Origin of the sequence: Bacillus fungorum (assembly GCF_002746455.1) — a bacterium.
GTDB lineage: Bacteria > Bacillota > Bacilli > Bacillales > Bacillaceae_G > Bacillus_A > Bacillus_A fungorum.
Map to the genome: position 1 here is coordinate 257932 of NZ_NWUW01000006.1, position 19244 is coordinate 277175.

18 protein-coding genes, 1 pseudogene and 1 other annotated feature are annotated in these 19244 nt (G+C 37.8%); of the genes and pseudogenes, 16 read left to right on the forward strand and 3 right to left on the reverse strand.

The genetic code is table 11. From position 1 onward, the window contains the following. Positions 1-187 precede the first annotated feature (187 nt). The 8 genes and pseudogenes from relA (at position 188) to CO726_RS11675 (ending at position 8475) form a co-directional block, all read left to right on the forward strand. Positions 188-2371 (forward strand): GTP diphosphokinase, encoded by a 2184-nt coding sequence (relA, locus tag CO726_RS11645; protein ID WP_099684345.1) that lies wholly within the window; start codon positions 188-190, stop codon positions 2369-2371. A 17-nt stretch (positions 2372-2388) separates the two neighbouring features. After that, a complete protein-coding gene (locus CO726_RS11650; RefSeq protein ID WP_001266956.1) occupies positions 2389-2829 on the forward strand; it encodes a D-tyrosyl-tRNA(Tyr) deacylase in 441 nt (146 codons plus the stop codon). A gap of 128 nt (positions 2830-2957) precedes the next feature. After that, complete coding sequence (locus tag CO726_RS11655; protein WP_099684346.1) at positions 2958-3653, forward strand: alpha/beta fold hydrolase; 696 nt, start codon at positions 2958-2960, stop codon at positions 3651-3653. A gap of 14 nt (positions 3654-3667) precedes the next feature. Continuing rightward, positions 3668-3830 (forward strand): annotated as a pseudogene (locus CO726_RS31755) (YrdB family protein); the annotation flags it as partial. Between the two features lie 82 nt (positions 3831-3912). Then, a complete protein-coding gene (locus tag CO726_RS31760) occupies positions 3913-4089 on the forward strand; it encodes a hypothetical protein (protein WP_016086173.1) in 177 nt (58 codons plus the stop codon). Positions 4090-4143: 54 nt separating this feature from the next. Then, positions 4144-4375 (forward strand) — a binding site (T-box leader). A 69-nt stretch (positions 4376-4444) separates the two neighbouring features. Then, on the forward strand, positions 4445-5716 hold the full coding sequence (gene hisS / locus CO726_RS11665; protein WP_033656406.1) for a histidine--tRNA ligase: 1272 nt from the start codon (positions 4445-4447) through the stop codon (positions 5714-5716). A gap of 12 nt (positions 5717-5728) precedes the next feature. After that, a complete protein-coding gene (gene aspS, locus CO726_RS11670) occupies positions 5729-7504 on the forward strand; it encodes an aspartate--tRNA ligase (RefSeq protein ID WP_099684347.1) in 1776 nt (591 codons plus the stop codon). 203 nt (positions 7505-7707) lie between these two features. Continuing rightward, positions 7708-8475: a tRNA threonylcarbamoyladenosine dehydratase gene (locus CO726_RS11675; RefSeq protein WP_099684348.1), complete on the forward strand. Its 768-nt coding sequence runs from the start codon at positions 7708-7710 to the stop codon at positions 8473-8475. 334 nt (positions 8476-8809) lie between these two features. Here the strand turns inward: CO726_RS11675 and CO726_RS11685 are convergent, their stop codons facing one another. Continuing rightward, entirely contained in the window at positions 8810-9451 is a 642-nt protein-coding gene (locus CO726_RS11685; protein WP_099684350.1) for an RsfA family transcriptional regulator, read from the reverse strand. A 37-nt stretch (positions 9452-9488) separates the two neighbouring features. Continuing rightward, on the reverse strand, positions 9489-10775 hold the full coding sequence (locus CO726_RS11690; RefSeq protein WP_099684351.1) for a replication-associated recombination protein A: 1287 nt from the start codon (positions 10773-10775) through the stop codon (positions 9489-9491). Between the two features lie 445 nt (positions 10776-11220). Here CO726_RS11690 and cymR point away from each other — a divergent pair, with 445 nt between their 5' ends. From cymR to CO726_RS11725, 7 genes are all read left to right on the forward strand, one after another. Beyond that, complete coding sequence (gene cymR, locus CO726_RS11695) at positions 11221-11637, forward strand: cysteine metabolism transcriptional regulator CymR (protein ID WP_000704116.1); 417 nt, start codon at positions 11221-11223, stop codon at positions 11635-11637. Positions 11638-11672: 35 nt separating this feature from the next. Then, positions 11673-12818 (forward strand): cysteine desulfurase family protein, encoded by a 1146-nt coding sequence (locus CO726_RS11700; protein ID WP_099684352.1) that lies wholly within the window; start codon positions 11673-11675, stop codon positions 12816-12818. 16 nt (positions 12819-12834) lie between these two features. Beyond that, positions 12835-13950, forward strand: coding sequence for a tRNA 2-thiouridine(34) synthase MnmA (gene mnmA, locus CO726_RS11705; RefSeq protein ID WP_099684353.1), 1116 nt, complete (start codon positions 12835-12837; stop codon positions 13948-13950). 110 nt (positions 13951-14060) lie between these two features. Next, a complete protein-coding gene (locus tag CO726_RS11710; protein WP_099684354.1) occupies positions 14061-14720 on the forward strand; it encodes a tetratricopeptide repeat protein in 660 nt (219 codons plus the stop codon). A 97-nt stretch (positions 14721-14817) separates the two neighbouring features. Continuing rightward, a complete protein-coding gene (gene recD2, locus CO726_RS11715; protein WP_099684355.1) occupies positions 14818-17154 on the forward strand; it encodes an SF1B family DNA helicase RecD2 in 2337 nt (778 codons plus the stop codon). A 127-nt stretch (positions 17155-17281) separates the two neighbouring features. After that, on the forward strand, positions 17282-17470 hold the full coding sequence (locus tag CO726_RS11720) for a hypothetical protein (RefSeq protein ID WP_000469281.1): 189 nt from the start codon (positions 17282-17284) through the stop codon (positions 17468-17470). A gap of 18 nt (positions 17471-17488) precedes the next feature. After that, positions 17489-17617 carry a YrzQ family protein gene (locus tag CO726_RS11725; protein WP_001053553.1) on the forward strand — a complete coding sequence of 43 codons (129 nt, stop codon included), beginning with the start codon at positions 17489-17491 and terminating at the stop codon, positions 17615-17617. Positions 17618-17652: 35 nt separating this feature from the next. On the opposite strand, the gene CO726_RS11730 is transcribed toward CO726_RS11725, so the two are convergent. Beyond that, the gene (locus CO726_RS11730; protein WP_000242555.1) at positions 17653-17865 is read right to left on the reverse strand and encodes a hypothetical protein; all 213 of its coding nucleotides are present in this window, start codon (positions 17863-17865) and stop codon (positions 17653-17655) included. Between the two features lie 176 nt (positions 17866-18041). Between CO726_RS11730 and CO726_RS11735 the strand changes: the two genes are divergently transcribed. Further along, a complete protein-coding gene (locus CO726_RS11735; protein ID WP_099684356.1) occupies positions 18042-19109 on the forward strand; it encodes an AI-2E family transporter in 1068 nt (355 codons plus the stop codon). The last annotated feature ends 135 nt before the right edge of the window (positions 19110-19244 follow it).

Sequence of the window (19244 nt, forward strand, 5' to 3'; positions counted from 1 at the left end):
TGATAAAAAGTACCCGTGAATCTCTTGGAGAGGAGCGGGTACTTTTGTATAATTGAACAAAAAATTATGGTGAAATGTCAGTAAAATCTTTTCCTTTTCACAATTCACAATCATTGGGTTATAATGATAGAATATAATTTATTCTATTTAATAAAGATAAAGTCAATTTTCAATAAAAGGTGATTCGATGGCAAATGAGCAGGTACTAACAGCTGAACAGGTACTCGAGAAAGCAAGTCAATATTTAGCGGATGAAGATATTGAGCTAGTGGCACGTGCCTATGAATATGCACGTGATGCGCATAGCGAACAATATAGAAAATCGGGTGAACCGTACATTATTCATCCAATTCAAGTTGCAGGTATTTTAGTTGATTTACACATGGATCCAGCTACAGTATCAGCAGGTTTTTTACATGATGTAGTGGAAGATACAGAGATTACATTAGAAGATATTGAACGGGAATTTAACAAAGAAATTGCTATGCTTGTCGATGGTGTGACAAAGCTCGGAAAGATTAAATATAAATCTCATGAGCAACAACAAGCAGAAAACCATCGCAAAATGTTTATTGCAATGGCTCAAGATATTCGAGTTATTTTAATTAAACTAGCTGATCGTCTTCATAACATGCGTACATTGAAACATTTGCCGCAAGAGAAGCAGCGTCGCATTGCGAATGAAACGTTAGAAATCTTTGCACCTTTAGCACATAGACTCGGAATTAGTACTATTAAATGGGAGCTAGAGGATACGTCACTGCGCTATTTAAATCCACAGCAATATTATCGTATTGTAAATTTAATGAAGCGTAAACGTGCAGAACGTGAAGAATATTTAGACGAAGTAATGACTGGTATTCGTGAGAAATTAAAAGAAGTTGCAATTCAACCTGAGATTTCTGGAAGACCAAAACATATTTATAGTATTTATCGTAAAATGGCACTGCAAAATAAACAGTTTAATGAAATTTACGATTTATTAGCTGTACGTGTTGTTGTAAATAGTATTAAAGATTGTTATGCGGTACTTGGAATTATTCATACGTGCTGGAAGCCAATGCCGGGTCGTTTTAAAGATTACATTGCAATGCCGAAAGCAAATCTATATCAATCTCTTCATACGACTGTAATTGGGCCGAAAGGTGATCCACTTGAAGTGCAAATTCGTACGAAAGAAATGCACGAAATTGCAGAATTCGGGATCGCGGCACACTGGGCGTATAAAGAAGGAAAAACAGCAGAAACAACAGGTACATTAGAGAAGAAACTTACGTGGTTCCGTCAAATATTAGAATGGCAAAATGAAGCTTCCAATGCAGAAGAGTTTATGGAGTCATTAAAAATTGATTTATTCTCTGACATGGTATTCGTCTTTACACCGAAAGGCGATGTAATGGAATTGCCACTTGGATCTGTTCCGATTGACTTTGCGTATCGTGTCCATTCAGAGATCGGGAATAAAACAATTGGTGCAAAAGTAAATGGGAAAATGGTGACCCTTGATTATAAATTAAAAACGGGTGACATCATTGAAATTTTAACATCGAAACATTCGTATGGACCAAGTCAAGACTGGGTGAAACTTGCTCAAACATCTCATGCGAAAAATAAAATTCGTCAATTCTTTAAGAAGCAACGTAGAGATGAAAATATTGAAAAAGGCCGTGAGCTTGTTGAAAAAGAGGTGCGTGGCCTAGAGTATGAGATGAAAGAAGTGTTAGCGCTTGATAACTTAAAACGCGTCGCTGAAAAATTTAACTTTGCAAATGAAGAAGATATGTTTGCAGCAGTTGGATATAGCGGAATTACAGCGTCACAAATTGTTACGCGACTAACGGACAAGTTCCGTAAGCAACGCGAAGAAGAAGAAATTGTGGAAGTTAAAGAAGTTCGTAAACCGATGAAAATTCGAAAATGGGATTCTGGCGTAAAGGTAAGCGGTGCTGATAATTTGTTAATTCGCTTATCAAAATGCTGTAACCCAGTACCGGGTGATGATATCGTTGGATATATTACGAAAGGACGAGGTGTATCGATTCACCGCCGTGATTGTGTAAATGTTCATACAGAAGAAGCTGTAGAACGATTATTAGAAGTAGAGTGGGAAGGTAGCCCTGAAAAAGAAATTGAGTATAACGTTGATATTGAAATTTCAGGTTACGATCGCCGTGGTTTATTGAATGAAGTATTGCAAGCTGTTACAGAGACGAAAACGTACATTTCAGCTGTTTCTGGTAGAAGTGACCGTAATAAGATGGCGACAATTAATATGTCAATCTCGATTCGTAACTTACAACATTTGAAAAAAGTAGTAGAACGCATTAAACGTGTTCCAGAAATTTATGCAGTACGACGCATGATGCATTAATAGGGAGTGTAGAAAAGATGAGAGTTGTTTTACAACGATCAAAAGAAGCGTCTGTCACAGTAGACGGTGAGATCGTAGGACAAATTCCGTTCGGTTTAACATTACTAGTTGGCATTACGCATGAAGATACAGAAAAAGATGCAACTTACATTGCAGAAAAAATTGCGAACTTACGTATTTTTGAAGATGAGAGCGGAAAGATGAACCATTCTGTACTTGATGTAGAAGGACAAGTTCTATCAATTTCGCAATTCACATTATACGGGGATTGCCGCAAGGGAAGACGTCCAAACTTTATGGATGCTGCAAAGCCTGACTATGCGGAGCGTTTATATGATTTCTTTAATGAGGAAGTTCGTAAGCAAGGATTGCATGTAGAAACAGGTAAGTTCGGAGCAATGATGGATGTTTCTTTAATCAATGATGGTCCGGTGACCTTAATTGTAGAAAGTAAATAGTGTTGCTGAGGAAGAGAGGGGAGAGCCCCTCTCTTCTTTTGTATTTTTAATGGTATATTTTGTTAATTATTGTTATGATAGTTAAGACAATAAAAGATATAATCGGGGGATTATAGGAGGCAAATCTTATGAAAACATTTGTACTCGTTCATGGAGCATGGGATGGCGGTTATGTTTGGAAAAAACTAGCTCAACTTTTAAGGGAAGAGGGGCATAGTGTATATACTCCTACATTAACTGGCCTTGGGGAACGAACGCATCTCATGCAACCTCATATAGGGTTGAAAACATTTATTCAAGACATTGTTAATACTATTAAATATGAGAGCCTAAAAGATGTGATTTTAGTAGGGCATAGCTATTCTGGGATGGTAATTACAGGAGTGGCAGAAGTGATTCCCGAGTTTATTAAGGAGCTAGTATACGTGGATGCAATGCTTCCGGAAAATGGTGATTCTGTTATGGATATTTCTGGACCGGAAATGGCCGCACATTTTATAGAAGAAGTAAAAGTATACGGGGAAGGATGGCGTGTTCTTCCTAGAAATACAACAGATGAAAAAAAATCAGCGATGTCATTGTTTGCTTTTACACAATCGGTTGAAATAAAAAACTCTAAAGCACAACTTATACCGCATATATACGTAGAAGTAAAGGATAATCCAGAACATTGGCCAATGACGCCTATCTTTTTAGAATCAGCAAAAAAAGCAAGGGACAGAAAATGGGAAGTTTTTTCTATTGAAGTTGGTGGGCATTGGGTAATGGAAACTAATCCAGAGGCGTTGGTTCGTATATTGAATCAGAGTGTAGAAGTAATTTAATGTATGCTTTACTTCCTATAGAAGAATTGGAAGCACAAGGTGTATTACATGTAATGTTAGAAATTCTCGTAATTGGGGTAGGTATTGTATCGTTATATTATTTGAAGCATCATATGCTAGCAAGTGGACTAGCTCATTGTTATAAATCCAATACTAATGTTTATTTTGAGTCAATAGCTTTTTCGTTTATGTATAACTCTTTAATCAATATGGAACAATAAAAAGTAAAACATCCATATTGAATGTGAGGGATATACGTATGCGTATGAATGAAAAAGGGCATTCTGTTACAAATGGTGCAAATCAACTGTTTAACGTGAATTTTCATGAATTTATTTCAAAAGAGCAAAACAATACTTCGATGGAGCTCGCTTCTGAGTTTGGCATTTCTCTTCAAGATGTAAAGCGTCTCAAGAAGCAGATTGAACGCTCTTAGAGTACTTGACAATCCTACTCAACAAACGTATAGTAATTTTATATTTACATATGAATATAACCGTTGATAGAGAAGAGTAAATGAGACACACATGGAAAGAGAAGAAATGTCTTAGGCTGAAAACATTTCTGCATGATGACTGATTGAATGACACTCTAGAGGTTTCAACTTGAACGGCATATATGCTTAGTAGGGATGAACGCATATTTAAGCGTTATTAAAAAAAGTGGAAGCATACGTGCTTCAATTAGGGTGGCACCACGGGTATAATACTCTCGTCCCTACTGTTCAAACAGTAGAGGCGGGAGTTTTTTTATTTTTATTAAGATTAAAACAATTTGAGGAGGAACTGAATATGTCTATTCAAATCCCACGCGGAACGCAAGATATTCTTCCAGGCACTGTTGAGTTATGGCAGTATATCGAAGGGCAAGCACGCGAAATTTGCCGTCGTTACAATTATAAAGAAATTCGTACACCAATTTTTGAACATACTGAGTTATTTTTACGTGGTGTTGGTGATACGACAGACATCGTACAAAAAGAAATGTACTCATTCCAAGATCGTGGAGAGCGTAGTTTAACATTACGTCCAGAAGGTACGGCGCCTGTTGTACGTTCTTACGTTGAAAACAAAATGTTCGGTGACGCAACACAACCAACGAAATTATACTATATCGGTCAAATGTTCCGTTACGAAAGACCGCAAGCAGGTCGCTATCGTCAATTCGTACAATTCGGTATTGAAGCAATCGGTAGTAACGATCCTGCAATTGATGCAGAAGTAATTGCACTTGCTGTAGAGTTTTATCGCGGCATGGGCTTAAAAAATATTAAAGTTGTATTAAACAGCTTAGGTGATGCGGCGAGCCGTCAAGCGCACCGTGATGCGTTAATCGCACACTTTGAGCCACGTATCGGCGAGTTCTGTTCTGACTGTCAATCTCGTTTAGAAAAGAACCCTCTTCGTATTTTAGATTGTAAGAAGGACCGTAACCATGAATTAATGGGAACAGCACCATCTATTACAGAATACTTAAACGAAGATTCAGCAGTATACTACGACAAAGTTCAAGAGCTATTAACGATGATGGATGTTCCGTTTGAAAAAGATCCGAACTTAGTACGTGGTTTAGACTACTACCAACACACTGTTTTTGAAATTATGAGTGAAGCAGAAGGTTTCGGTGCGATCACTACATTAAGCGGTGGTGGACGTTATAACGGACTTGTACAAGAAATCGGCGGACCAGAAATGCCAGGTATCGGTTTTGCGATGAGTATTGAACGTTTAATTATGGCGCTAAAAGCTGAAAACATCGAATTACCAATTGAACATAGTATCGATTGTTACGTTGTAGCGCTTGGTGAAAAAGCAAAAGACCATGCTGCAAAAGTTGCGTTTGATCTTCGTAAAGCTGGATTATCGGTTGAAAAAGATTATTTAGATCGCAAAATGAAAGCGCAATTTAAATCAGCAGATCGTTTAAAAGCGAAGTTTGTAGCTGTATTAGGAGAAGATGAGCTAGATAAAGGCATCATTAACTTAAAAGATATGGCAACAGGCGAACAAGAAGAAGTAGCGTTAGATGTATTTGCTTCATACGTAGCAGAGAAATTAATATAGGGGGAACTTACAGTGGCTGAAAGAACACATGCATGTGGAAAAGTAACAGTAGAAGCAGTTGGACAAACAGTTCAATTAAAAGGTTGGGTACAGAAACGCCGTGATTTAGGTGGATTAATCTTTATTGACTTACGTGACCGTACAGGTATCGTACAAGTTGTATTTAACCCAGAAACATCAAAAGAAGCGCTAGAAGTAGCAGAAACAATTCGTAGCGAGTACGTATTACACGTAGAAGGTACAGTTGTTGAGCGTGGTGAAGGCGCAATTAATGACAATATGGCAACTGGTCGTATTGAAGTACAAGCAACGAAAGTAAACGTATTAAATGCAGCGAAAACAACGCCAATCATTATTGCTGATGATACAGATGCATCAGAAGATGTGCGTTTAAAATATCGTTATTTAGACTTACGTCGTCCTGTAATGTTCAACACATTCAAAATGCGTCACGACGTAACAAAAACAATTCGTAACTTCTTAGACACAGAAGAATTCTTAGAAGTGGAAACACCAATTTTAACGAAGAGCACGCCAGAAGGAGCTCGTGACTATTTAGTACCAAGCCGTGTACATGACGGTGAATTCTATGCATTACCACAGTCTCCGCAGCTATTTAAACAGCTTCTTATGGTCGGCGGATTTGAGCGTTACTACCAAGTAGCACGTTGTTTCCGTGACGAAGATTTACGCGCGGACCGTCAACCTGAATTCACGCAAATCGATATCGAAGCTTCATTCTTAACACAAGATGAAATTTTAGATATGATGGAGCGCATGATGACGAAAGTTATGAAGGATGCAAAAGGTGTAGAAGTGAGTGCACCATTCCCTCGTATGAAATATGCTGATGCAATGGCTCGCTACGGTTCTGATAAGCCAGATACACGCTTTGAAATGGAACTAACAGACTTATCTGAGTTTGCAGCAGGTTGTGGCTTTAAAGTATTTACAAGTGCTGTAGAAAGCGGCGGACAAGTAAAAGCAATTAATGCAAAAGGCGCTGCGAGTAAATACTCTCGTAAAGATATCGATGCATTAACTGAATTCGTAAAAGTATACGGTGCAAAAGGTTTAGCTTGGCTTAAAGTGGAAGAGGACGGCTTAAAAGGACCGATTGCGAAATTCTTCGGTGAAGAAGATGCAAACGTGTTAATGACTACGCTAGGAGCTACTGCTGGTGACTTATTACTATTTGTAGCAGATAAGAAGAGCGTTGTTGCAGATAGCTTAGGTGCACTTCGTTTACGTCTAGGTAAAGAGCTTGAGTTAATTGATGAAAGTAAATTTAACTTCCTATGGGTAACGGATTGGCCACTTCTTGAGTACGATGAAGATGCAGATCGTTACTTCGCAGCTCACCACCCATTCACAATGCCATTCCGTGAAGACGTTGAGCTATTAGAAACAGCACCAGAAAAAGCACGTGCACAAGCATATGACCTTGTATTAAATGGTTATGAGCTTGGTGGTGGATCACTTCGTATTTACGAGCGTGACGTACAAGAAAAAATGTTCAAAGCACTTGGATTCTCACAAGAAGAAGCACAAGAGCAATTCGGATTCTTATTAGAAGCATTTGAATATGGTACACCACCACACGGCGGAATCGCATTAGGTTTAGACCGTCTTGTAATGTTACTTGCAGGTCGTACGAACCTTCGCGATACAATTGCATTCCCGAAAACAGCAAGCGCAAGCTGTCTATTAACAGAAGCTCCAAGCCCAGTTGCAGAAACACAGCTTGAAGAGTTAAACTTAAAATTAAGCGTAAAAGAAGAGAAGTAAGAATAGGGTCTAGATGGTTATACTAATACCATCTAGACTTTTTTTAATGGATGATTGAGAGAAGAAGTAAAACGCCAGTTTACACTATATTTTTATTCTCGAAATATGTATTTTTAGGAATTCTATAACTTTTTCTATACAAATAGTCGGAAAAACGCTAGAATACATGGTAGACCATTTTTGTAATAGGAGTGTAGAGCTGAATGTTACATCAATTTTCACGTAATGAATTAGCCTTCGGTAAAGAAGGACTTGAAATATTAAAAAATAGTACAGTCGGTATTTTAGGAATTGGCGGCGTAGGTTCTTTTGCAGCTGAAGCGTTAGCACGTTCTGGCGTTGGGCGTCTTGTATTAGTTGATAAAGATGTTGTAGATATTACAAACGTAAACCGTCAAATCCACGCTTTAGTATCTACTGTAGGACGTTCAAAAGTAGAATTAATGAAAGAGCGTATTGCAGACATTAACCCAGAGTGTGAAGTAATCGGACTAGAAATGTTTTATACTGATGAAACATATGAAGAGTTCTTTAAACACGGTTTAGATTTCGTAGTGGATGCATCTGATACAATCACGTTTAAAATTCATTTAATTAAACAGTGTTTACGTCGTAAAATTAAAATTATCTCAAGCATGGGTGCGGCAAATAAAATGGATCCAACTCGTTTCCGTATTGCGGACATCTCTAAAACACATACAGATCCAATTGCGAAAGTCATTCGTACGAAGCTTCGTAAAGAGGGTGTTAAAAAAGGTGTGAAAGTTGTCTTCTCTGACGAAAACCCAATCGTAATTCGTGAAGAAGTGCGTAAAGAAATCGTACCAGACGAAAATGCAAAAATTCGTAAAGCGAAATTACCTCCTTCATCAAATGCATTCGTACCATCTGTGGCAGGCTTAATTATGGCAAGTCACGTTGTGCGTGAACGTATTAAAAACGTAGAAGTGAAACGTGTAGGGCAAGAATAAAGTGAAAGCATATATCCATTTCGGATATATGCTTTTTTATATGTATTAAAGAAATAGGGATATTTGCATTACTACTAGTTCAAATGTAAGTAAGGCTAGTAAGTAATGATCATATTTGTCTGATTTATAGGCGGACGTCTTTTTTAAACTGTGAATGGTGAAAAGAGCTAAAGTCAGGACGAGAAGGCCGAGAGTTATTTTGAAGATTATTAATGAAATGATTACCAACTCCTTTTGAGAAAAGTCATTAGGTTTATAATAACATTATAGTTATAATTATCCAATTTATTGTTGTAAAAAACTCCCCACCTTTTTATTTTTGGTGGGGAGTTTTTTAATTCTCTGCAGAATAAATAATATCTAAATTCCCATTTTGGTCCGTTTTGAAAATCGGAGCGATCTGTTCTTCTTGTTCTTCGACTGAAACAAGTTTTCGAGCACGGTCCATAATTCTAACAAGCATTGCGTAATCTTCTTCGATTGCTTGTTGTTTTTTTGAGAGCACTGCTAATTTTGCTTCAAGTTCATGATTCGTTCTTTTCAGGGACGTGAGTTGAGCTTGTAATACATCATTTTCAGTTTGTAACTTTACGAGTGAAGGGTTGGTATGCTCCAAGTTTTGCAAAAACGAGATGACATTTTGCATTGTAAGTTCTTGTTTACTTGGTATAGTATCTTCTGAAAAATCGGCATCGATTACGAGTTGTTTCGTTTTCGTGAAATGCTCTTTTTCTATTTTAGCTTCAGAGCGCTTTAATTCTTTACGTTGTTTTTTTGCAAGTTGTACTGCATCTTCGTAATTCGGCCTTACTTCGGCATTCCATCTAAAACCGCAAGCTGCTGAAGTGCGGTTCAATGTATCGCCGACTTCATCGAATGCTTTTATTTGTGTACTGCCGCTGCGAATATGTCGTAAAACAGTTTCTGCTAAAAGGAGATCGTCTTCTTTTGTCCATGCATCTTGACGTGTTTTCATAAGCGAAGCCTCCATAATGGTGACGTTTTCGCTTATGTTACCCTTTATTTTTCGTTTTATTCGAACTTTGTAATCTTTCATAAACAGTAGAAAGTGCTTGTTCAAATTTTCCTGTCGTTTTCGGTTTATAATATTGCTTGTTTTTTATTTTATCAGGTAAGTATTGTTGTTGTACCCAGCCATTTGGATGGTCGTGCGGATATAAGTATCCAATGCCTCTTCCAAGTGATTCTGCGCCTTTGTAATGACTATCTTTTAAATGACTTGGGATGTCGCCTGTTTGACCGTTACGTAAATCGTGTAATGCAGCATCAAGTGCTTTATAAGCTGAGTTTGATTTTGGTGATAGGCAAAGCTCGATAACAGCATTTGCAAGTGGTATGCGTGCCTCTGGGAATCCAACTCGTTCAGCTGATTCTATAGCTGCTAGTGTACGCGGTCCAGCTTGCGGGCTAGCAAGTCCGATATCTTCATATGCCATAATAAGAAGTCGTCTACCAATGCTTTGTAAATCACCAGCTTCAATAAGACGTGCTAAATAATGAAGTGCTGCATTTACATCACTTCCACGCACCGATTTTTGAAATGCCGATAATACGTCATAATGAGCGTCTCCACCTTTGTCGTGAACGAAGCTCTTTTTTTGCAAGCATTCTTCTGCGATTTCTAGCGTAATTTCCGTAGCTTTGTCATCAGTTGTAAAGCTAGATAAAACAGCTAGTTCAAGTGCATTATAAGCGGAACGCATATCTCCGCCTGATGCATTTGCAAAGTGGTGTAATGCTTCAGGCGTAACAGTTACATCATATTCCCCAAGCCCTTTTTCTTTATCTTCAAGTGCTCGTTTTAAGCCAATTAAAAGATCATCTTCTGTTAATGCATGTAATTCGAAGATTTGACACCGACTTCGAATGGCAGAATTAATAGCATGGAATGGATTACTTGTCGTTGCTCCAATTAATGTAAGGAGTCCGCTTTCTAAATGAGGTAATAGAAAATCCTGTTTTGCTTTATCTAGACGGTGTACTTCATCTAAAATTAAAACGAGGTGGCGATGCATCTTTGCCTCTTGTACGACAACTTCCATATCTTTTTTATTATGAGTAACAGCGTTTAATAGGCGAAAAGGGGTTCCGGTACTTCCTGCGATGGCGCTCGCAATGGATGTTTTGCCAGTGCCTGGAGGGCCGTATAAAATCATAGATTGAAAATGATTTGCTTGGACCATTCGCCATAAAATCTTTCCTTCACCAACTAAATGTTGTTGTCCGATAATTTCTTGAATATTTGTAGGGCGCATTCGATGTGCGAGTGGTTGTTTCATTTTTACCGTCTCCCTTAAAGTATAATCTCTTTCTATCGTATCATTTTTTTTAGTAGAATTTGAAATAGGATGCTGTTTTGTGGGAAAAATGAATATGAATATTTTTATTTTTCTTTCAATTTTAATAATTCCCGAGTTTTTCAATGGGATTTTATGTTATCATTTTGATACACAAGTTGAAATTTCTTATAATACTATATTATGCTATAATTTCATAGGATTTTAAATTGTGTTCTTTTATAAAGTGAAACTTTAATTAGTAGGGGTTTTGTTCATCTCTCACTGATTATTAGTTGAACCAATTGGGCGTTTACGGGCAGTTGATCTTCCACCTAACTTCTTTGCTCCAGCCTAATTTTGAGGTGGGAGTTTTACTGCCCGCAAATAGCGGGATAAATAAGGTGTAACCAATAGAAGTGAAAATTTGAAAAGAGGTGCAAAATAGATGAAGATTTCAACGAAAGGCCGCTACGGCTTAACAATTATGATCGATCTTGCAAAAAAGTTTGGTGAAGGTCCAATTTCATTAAAATCAATCGCGCAGGCACATGACTTATCGGAACATTACTTAGAGCAATTAATTTCACCACTTCGTAATGCTCGTCTAGTAAAGAGTACGCGCGGGGCATATGGCGGATATGTATTATCTGATCAGCCAGCTAACATTACAGCTGGGGATGTAATCCGTGTATTAGAGGGGCCGATTAGTGTTGTGGAAATGATAGAAGAAGAAGAGCCAGCACAACGCCAATTATGGATGCGTGTTCGTGATGCGGTGCAAGAAGTGTTAGATAGTACAACGTTAGAAGATTTAGTACGTTATGAGGAAGAAAATCACGGGGGCTATATGTTTTACATTTAATTCCTTGTGAAACGATTTGGAAAGAAGGAGATTTAATGGAACGCATTTACTTAGATCATGCTGCGACATCTCCGACTCACCCAGAAGTGGTCGAAAAGATGATTCCATATATGACAGAAACATTCGGAAATCCGTCTAGCATTCACTTTTATGGACGTCAAACGCGCCATGCAGTAGATGAGGCGAGACGCGCTTGTGCACGTAGCATTCATGCGAATCCGAATGAAATTATATTTACGAGCGGTGGTACAGAAGCTGATAATTTAGCACTTATCGGTGTAGCGCGTGCGAACCGTCATAAAGGTAAACATATTATAACGACGCAAATTGAACATCATGCAATTTTGCATACGTGTGAATTGTTAGAGCGTGAAGGGTTTGAAGTGACATATTTACCTGTTGATGAAACAGGACGCGTTCAAGTTTCTGACATACAAAAGGCATTAACAGAAGAGACAATTCTTGTATCCGTTATGTTTGGGAATAATGAAGTTGGAACGATGCAACCAATTATGGAAATAGGGAAGCTGCTAAAAGAGCATCAAACTTATTACCATACAGATGCGGTACAAGCTTACGGTTTAGTAGAAATTGATGTGAAAGAGTTTGGCATTGATTTATTATCCATTTCAGCTCATAAAATTAACGGACCAAAAGGTGTAGGATTCTTATACGCTGGTGCAAATGTGAAATTTGAACCGTTATTAATAGGCGGGGAGCAAGAAAGAAAACGCCGTGCTGGTACGGAAAATGTACCGAGTATCGTTGGTTTGCAACAAGCAATTTTGTTAGCTGAAAAAACTCGTGAGCAAAAAAATGCCCAATATGAAGAGTTTAAAGATATAATGGTATCTGTCTTCAAAAATGAAGACATTACTTTCGAGGTAAACGGAAACTTAGAATATCGCTTACCACATGTGCTTAATATTAGTTTTACAGGAATGAACATTGAACCGTTTCTTGTGAACTTGGATTTAGCTGGTATTGCAGTGTCAAGTGGTTCAGCTTGTACAGCTGGTTCGATTGATCCATCACATGTATTAGTGGCGATGTTCGGAAAAGACTCCGATCAAATACGTTCATCCGTACGCTTTAGTTTCGGACTTGGAAATACGAAAGAGCAAATTGAGAAAGCGGCGTACGAAACAGTGAAAATCGTGAAGCGATTAACACAAAATTAGCATGGGAGGTGACATGATGAACAAACTACCTCACGAAACACGCGTTGTCATCGGGATGTCCGGTGGCGTCGATTCATCTGTAGCAGCTCTTTTATTAAAAGAACAAGGTTATGATGTAATCGGAATCTTTATGAAAAACTGGGATGATACAGATGAGAATGGTGTTTGCACAGCAACAGAAGATTACAATGATGTAATTGAAGTGTGTAACCAAATTGGTATTCCGTATTATGCAGTAAACTTTGAAAAACAATACTGGGATAAAGTATTTACGTACTTCTTAGATGAATACCGAGCTGGTCGTACACCAAACCCAGATGTAATGTGTAATAAAGAAATTAAATTTAAAGCATTTTTAGAGCATGCAATTGCGCTTGGTGCTGATTATGTAGCGACAGGTCATTATGCACGCGTTGCTTATATGGACGGCGAATATAAAATGCTTCGCGGCGTTGATGACAATAAAGACCAAACGTATTTCTTAAATCAATTAAGCCAAGAGCAATTATCAAAAACAATGTTCCCGCTGGGTGAACTGAAGAAACCACAAATTCGTGAAATGGCGAAAGAAGCTGGTTTAGCGACAGCGGCGAAGAAAGATAGTACAGGTATTTGCTTTATTGGTGAGCGTAACTTTAAAGATTTCTTAGGTAACTATTTACCAGCACAACCAGGTGTGATGCAAACATTATCTGGTGAAGTGAAAGGAAAGCATGACGGTTTAATGTACTATACAATTGGACAACGTCATGGCCTTGGTATTGGTGGTAACGGTGATCCGTGGTTTGCTGTTGGGAAAAACTTGAAAGAAAACATTTTATATGTTGATCAAGGATTCCATAACGAACTTCTATATGGTGATGAAGTTATTGCTACGAATATCGGCTGGGTAAGTAATGAAGCGAAAGAAAAAGAATTTAAGTGCACAGCGAAATTCCGTTATCGTCAAGAAGACAATAAAGTAACGGTTCAAATCGTTGATGAAAATACAGTTCGTATTCTTTGTGACGAGCCAATTCGTGCAATTACACCAGGACAAGCAGTTGTTTTCTATGATGGAGATGAGTGCCTAGGCGGTGCTACAATTGATGAAGTGTACCGTAGCGGTAAGAAATTGGATTATTTAGGATAAAACGAGAAGCCTCTGCCGATTCGCGGTTAGAGGTTTCTTTTACATAAGGCGAATTTTCGTTCGCTTGGAAAATACATTCTTTGTTATAATTTGTTGTAGAGGTGAAGGACATGTCAAATAAACTTGAAACAGGTATTCAATATATGCAAGAAGGAAACTGGGAAGAAGCTGCTAAAAATTTCACAGAAGCAATCGAAGAAAATCCGAAAGATGCGCTTGGATACATTAATTTTGCGAACTTATTAGATGTACTAGGTGACAGTGAGAGAGCGGTTTTATTTTATAAACGTGCATTAGAGTTAGAGGATAAATCTGCGGCTGCTTATTATGGATTAGGAAACGTATATTACGGTCAAGAGCAATTTGTAGAGGCGAAAGCTGTATTTGAACAAGCGATGCAAGCGGGCTTACAATCAGCAGATGTAACATTTATGCTAGGTATTACACATGTGCAACTTGGAAATGATCGTCTTGCACTGCCGTTTTTACAAAGAGCAACAGAATTAGATGAAAACGATGTAGAAGCTGTGTTCCAATGCGGACTTTGTTTCGCACGATTAGAACATATCCAAGAGGCGAAACCTTATTTTGAAAAGGTATTAGAAATGGATGAAGAGCATGCAGATGCGTATTATAATTTAGGTGTTGCGTACGTATTTGAAGAAAATAACGAGAAGGCTCTTGCTTTATTTAAGAAAGCAACTGAAATTCAGCCAGACCACTTTTTAGCGGGTAATGGCGTTCGTTTATTAGAGCAAGAAGCTGAATAAGATAAAAATATAGTTTAATGGGTAGTTATCCCTCATCTAAAGAGGTGGGGGATGTACTGCTCATTAAAGTGAAAAGAATTCGGAAAGGAGAGGAAAGATGGGAAATCAACATGCAATGGATTTGTTTGAGGAAGAGAAAAAGTTTATAAAAGCGCAAGTTCTTCATACCATTTTCCACAACGAAGAAAACCTCTATTCCGTTGTCAGTATGAAAGTCATTGAAACGAATGAAACGTACGACGAAAAAAAAGTGATGATAAACGGTCATTTTCCCCGCATGCATGAAGATGAAGTGTTTACATTGACAGGTCATTTTAAAGACCATCCGAAGTATGGAAAACAATATATGGTTGAAACATTTAAGAAAGAATTGCCGCAAACAAAAGCCGGTATGGTGCAATATTTAGCGAGTGATTTATTTAAAGGAATAGGAAAGCGTACAGCTGAAAAAATTGTAGATCATCTCGGAGAACATGCTATTTCTAAAATTATGGATGACCCTGAGGCGTTAAATGGTGTTGTTAATAAACAAAAGGCTCAGGAAATATATGAGACAATTGTTGAACATCAAGGATTAGAGAAAGTAATGAGCTTTTTAAATGGTTACGGTTTTGGAACGAAACTTTCTATTAAGATTTACCAGCAATATAAAGAGATGACATTAGAAGTGATTCGTAATAATCCGTATCAACTTATTGAAGAAGTGGACGGGATTGGTTTTGGAAGAGCGGATGATATAGGGCGTGCGTTAGGGATATCGGGTAATCACGACGACCGTGTACGCGCAGGATGTTTTTACACATTAGAGAATGTCTCATTACAACTTGGTCACGTTTATATGAGGAAAGATCAACTTGTAAGAGAAACGATGTCACTTTTAAACAATCAAGAGGGAAGAGTAATTGAGGAAGATATTATAGGCTGTATTGAAACGATGCAAAGTGAAGGGAAAGTCATCATAGAAGAAGAACGAGTGTATTTAGCAACGTTGTTCTACTCTGAAAAAGGTGTTGTAAAGTCCATTCGCAGGCTTATGAATCAAGAAGAAACACCTTCATTTCCAGAAGCAGAAGTGTTAAAAACATTAGGTGAAATTGAAGAACAACTGAACGTACAATATGCACCGTTTCAGCAAGAAGCGATTCAAACAGCACTTCATAAACCGATGATGTTATTAACAGGTGGACCAGGAACAGGGAAAACAACAGTTATTAAAGGAATTGTTGAAATGTATGCGTCACTTCACGGATTATCGTTAAATCCGAATGAATACAGTGATGATAATCCATTTCCGATATTATTAACGGCCCCAACAGGAAGAGCAGCGAAGCGAATGAGTGAATCGACAGGGCTTCCAGCTTGTACAATTCACCGTTTACTTGGTTGGACGCCAGAAGGGTCTTTCCAGCGTAATGAAACGGATCCGGTACAAGGGAAATTGCTCATTATTGATGAATTTTCAATGGTCGATATTTGGCTTGCAAATCAGCTGTTTAAGTCATTGCCGACGAACATTCAAGTTATCGTTGTAGGCGATGAAGATCAATTGCCATCTGTAGGGCCTGGACAAGTGTTGAAAGATTTATTGAATGCAGGTGCAGTCCCAACAGTAAAGCTTACTGAAATTTATCGTCAGGCGGAGGGCTCATCAGTTATTCAACTTGCCCATGCGATAAAAAATGGAACACTCCCGTTAGATTTAGCGCAAAATCAAAAAGATCGTTCATTTATCGGCTGTACAGGAACTCAAATTGTTGAGGTTGTTAAGAAGGTTTGTGAAAATGCTAAGACAAAAGGGTTTAGCGCAAGAGATGTACAAGTATTGGCCCCAATGTATCGTGGACCGGCTGGTATTAATGTGCTAAACGAAGCGTTGCAAGGAGTGTTTAATCCGAAAAGGGAAAAGAGTAAAGAAATTGCTTACGGTGATGTTGTATACCGAAGAGGCGATAAAGTACTGCAACTCGTGAATCAGCCGGAGAGCCAAGTGTTTAATGGTGATATCGGAGAAATTGTTTCGGTGTTTTATGCGAAAGAAAATGTTGAACAACAAGATATGATTATCGTTTCATTTGATGGAATTGAAGTAACATATACAAAACCAGATTTAAATCAAATTACACATGCCTATTGCTGTTCGATTCATAAATCGCAAGGTAGTGAGTTTCCGATCGTGATTATGCCGATAGTAAAAAGTTACAATCGTATGTTACGTCGTAATTTAATTTATACTGGTATTACAAGAAGTAAGAAGTTCCTTATTATTTGCGGGGAGGAAGCCGCTTTCCAGTCTGGTGTAAATCGTCTTGATGATGCAATGCGTCAAACGACTTTAGCTAGTCGCTTGCAGGAATCACAAGGAGAAGTACAGATGGTAACAGTTAATGGCGAAGAAATGGACGTGGAAAACATTTCACCGTATGATTTCATGTAACAAGGTGAAATTATATAGTGAAACTTTCAAACGTATAACGTTGAAAGGCTCCAGTAATGTATAAATGAATGCGGTTTGGACATAATGGCGAATAGAATCTGGGAGACTGTAAGGAGATGAAAGCCATATGTTTATTTGTCCAAATTGCAAAGGGAAAGACATTGGAAAAATAGGTGTCAACCAATTTTATTGCTGGAATTGTTATATCGAATTATCGGTTTCAAAGGGGAAAATCCATACGCATCAAGTAGAAGAAGATGGTTCATTAAGCTCTCTTGATGATTTATTTGATGAGAATGAAAGAACGATCGGATAACGAAAAGGGGGATTTACTTTGAATCTACGCAATTCATTAATCGCATTAGGTGTTGGAGCGGCAGCGTATCAATATGCTCGCAAACAAGATGTATTTTCAAAACGCAATATGAAAAAAGCACGTAAGATGATTAAATCTTATTTATAAGCGTAAAAAACTCCCTTCATCATAAGGGAGTTTTTTTATGCACTTGTATGCAAATATAAAAGTCCAATTTCAGAGAAGAGATAAGATAGACCGTAACATCCAACGCCAAGCATGCCGTAATGAAATAATTGCTTCGCTCTTTCTTTTCGTGAGGAACGAATAAAGAAACCTTTCCAAATACCAAATCCGATACAAACCCATTCAAGAATCATAAAAAGTGCTGATAATACGAGCATAAATAAAACCATTATGAGCCCTCCTGATTATATTGTCTCATGCTGCATTTTCAGGGGTGGTTGTCCTTGTTATGTTATGTATATGTACGTCTTTACAAAACAGTATGGTCTGCACGAAAAGATTTTAAAACTTTTGCACATAACCTACCCTATTTATTTTCAAAATAAAGGGGGAGGAGGTTTTTCGTGTGAAGAATCTTAAAATCATTTGGATATATCGTTTAGGGTTATTATTACTTGTATTTCTTTGTTTGCTCGTCTTTTTAAAAATTAAGCCACTATGGGCACCGATTATTTTTGTATTTAAAGTGGCAATTACACCGTTTCTTATTGCGTGCTTTATTGCGTATTTATTGCATCCTTTAATTGAAAAAATTCATAAGGAAGGGATGCCACGCACACTCGCTATTTTGCTCATTTACATCCTTTTCTTTGGCGGAATTGGTTATGGAATTTATAAAGGAACGCCAATTGTGATTAAGCAATTACAAGAAATCAATGAACAATTTCCGCAGTTTACAAAAATGTATGATTCTTGGATGGATGGTGTTACGGAACAGACAGCGAACTTCCCGTCCTTTATTCATGAAAAGGTGAAACAAATTTTTGTTGGAGTAGAAACGAAGATACAAGCGCTTCTAAATAAAGTGATGAGCACAGCTCGTGGTGTACTGGATTCGTTACTCATTATTTTCTTAATTCCGTTCATTGTATTTTACATATTAAAAGATTACGGTGAGTTTTATCATATCTTTTGGAAACTAGTTCCGAGTAAGTGGCGTAGTACGGGGCAAATGCTGGCGAAAGAAATTGATAAATCACTTGGAAGTTATATTCGAGGACAGTTATTTGTTTGTTTAGTATTAGGGGGCGTATCTGCTCTTTCTTTTTGGTTTATCGGTATGAAATATCCATTGTTACTTGGCATTATTATTGGAGTAACAGATATAATTCCGTACTTCGGTCCTATTTTAGGGGCGATTCCGACATTGATGATTGCCGCAACTGTATCAACGAGTTTACTCATTAAGGCAGGGATTACGATTGCTATTTTGCAATTCGTTGAAAGTAACATTTTATCTCCTTACATTGTTGGTAAGTCACTTCGTATGCATCCTGTTATTATTATGCTTGCATTACTAGTTGGGGGAGAAGTGGCAGGAATTGTAGGGTTATTAATATCAGTTCCTGTTTTAGCTGTCATTCGTACAGTGATCGTTCATGTAAGGCCTCTTTGGAAAAAAGAAGATGTGTAATAGGAAAGGGGCTGTCCCATAAGTCGGTGAAACCGACTTATGGGCAGCCCTTTTTTTGCACAAAAAAATCGCCTTGTCCTGTATAATTGTAAGTAACCACACCAACAAAAACACGAAAGCAGAGGCGATTTTTTT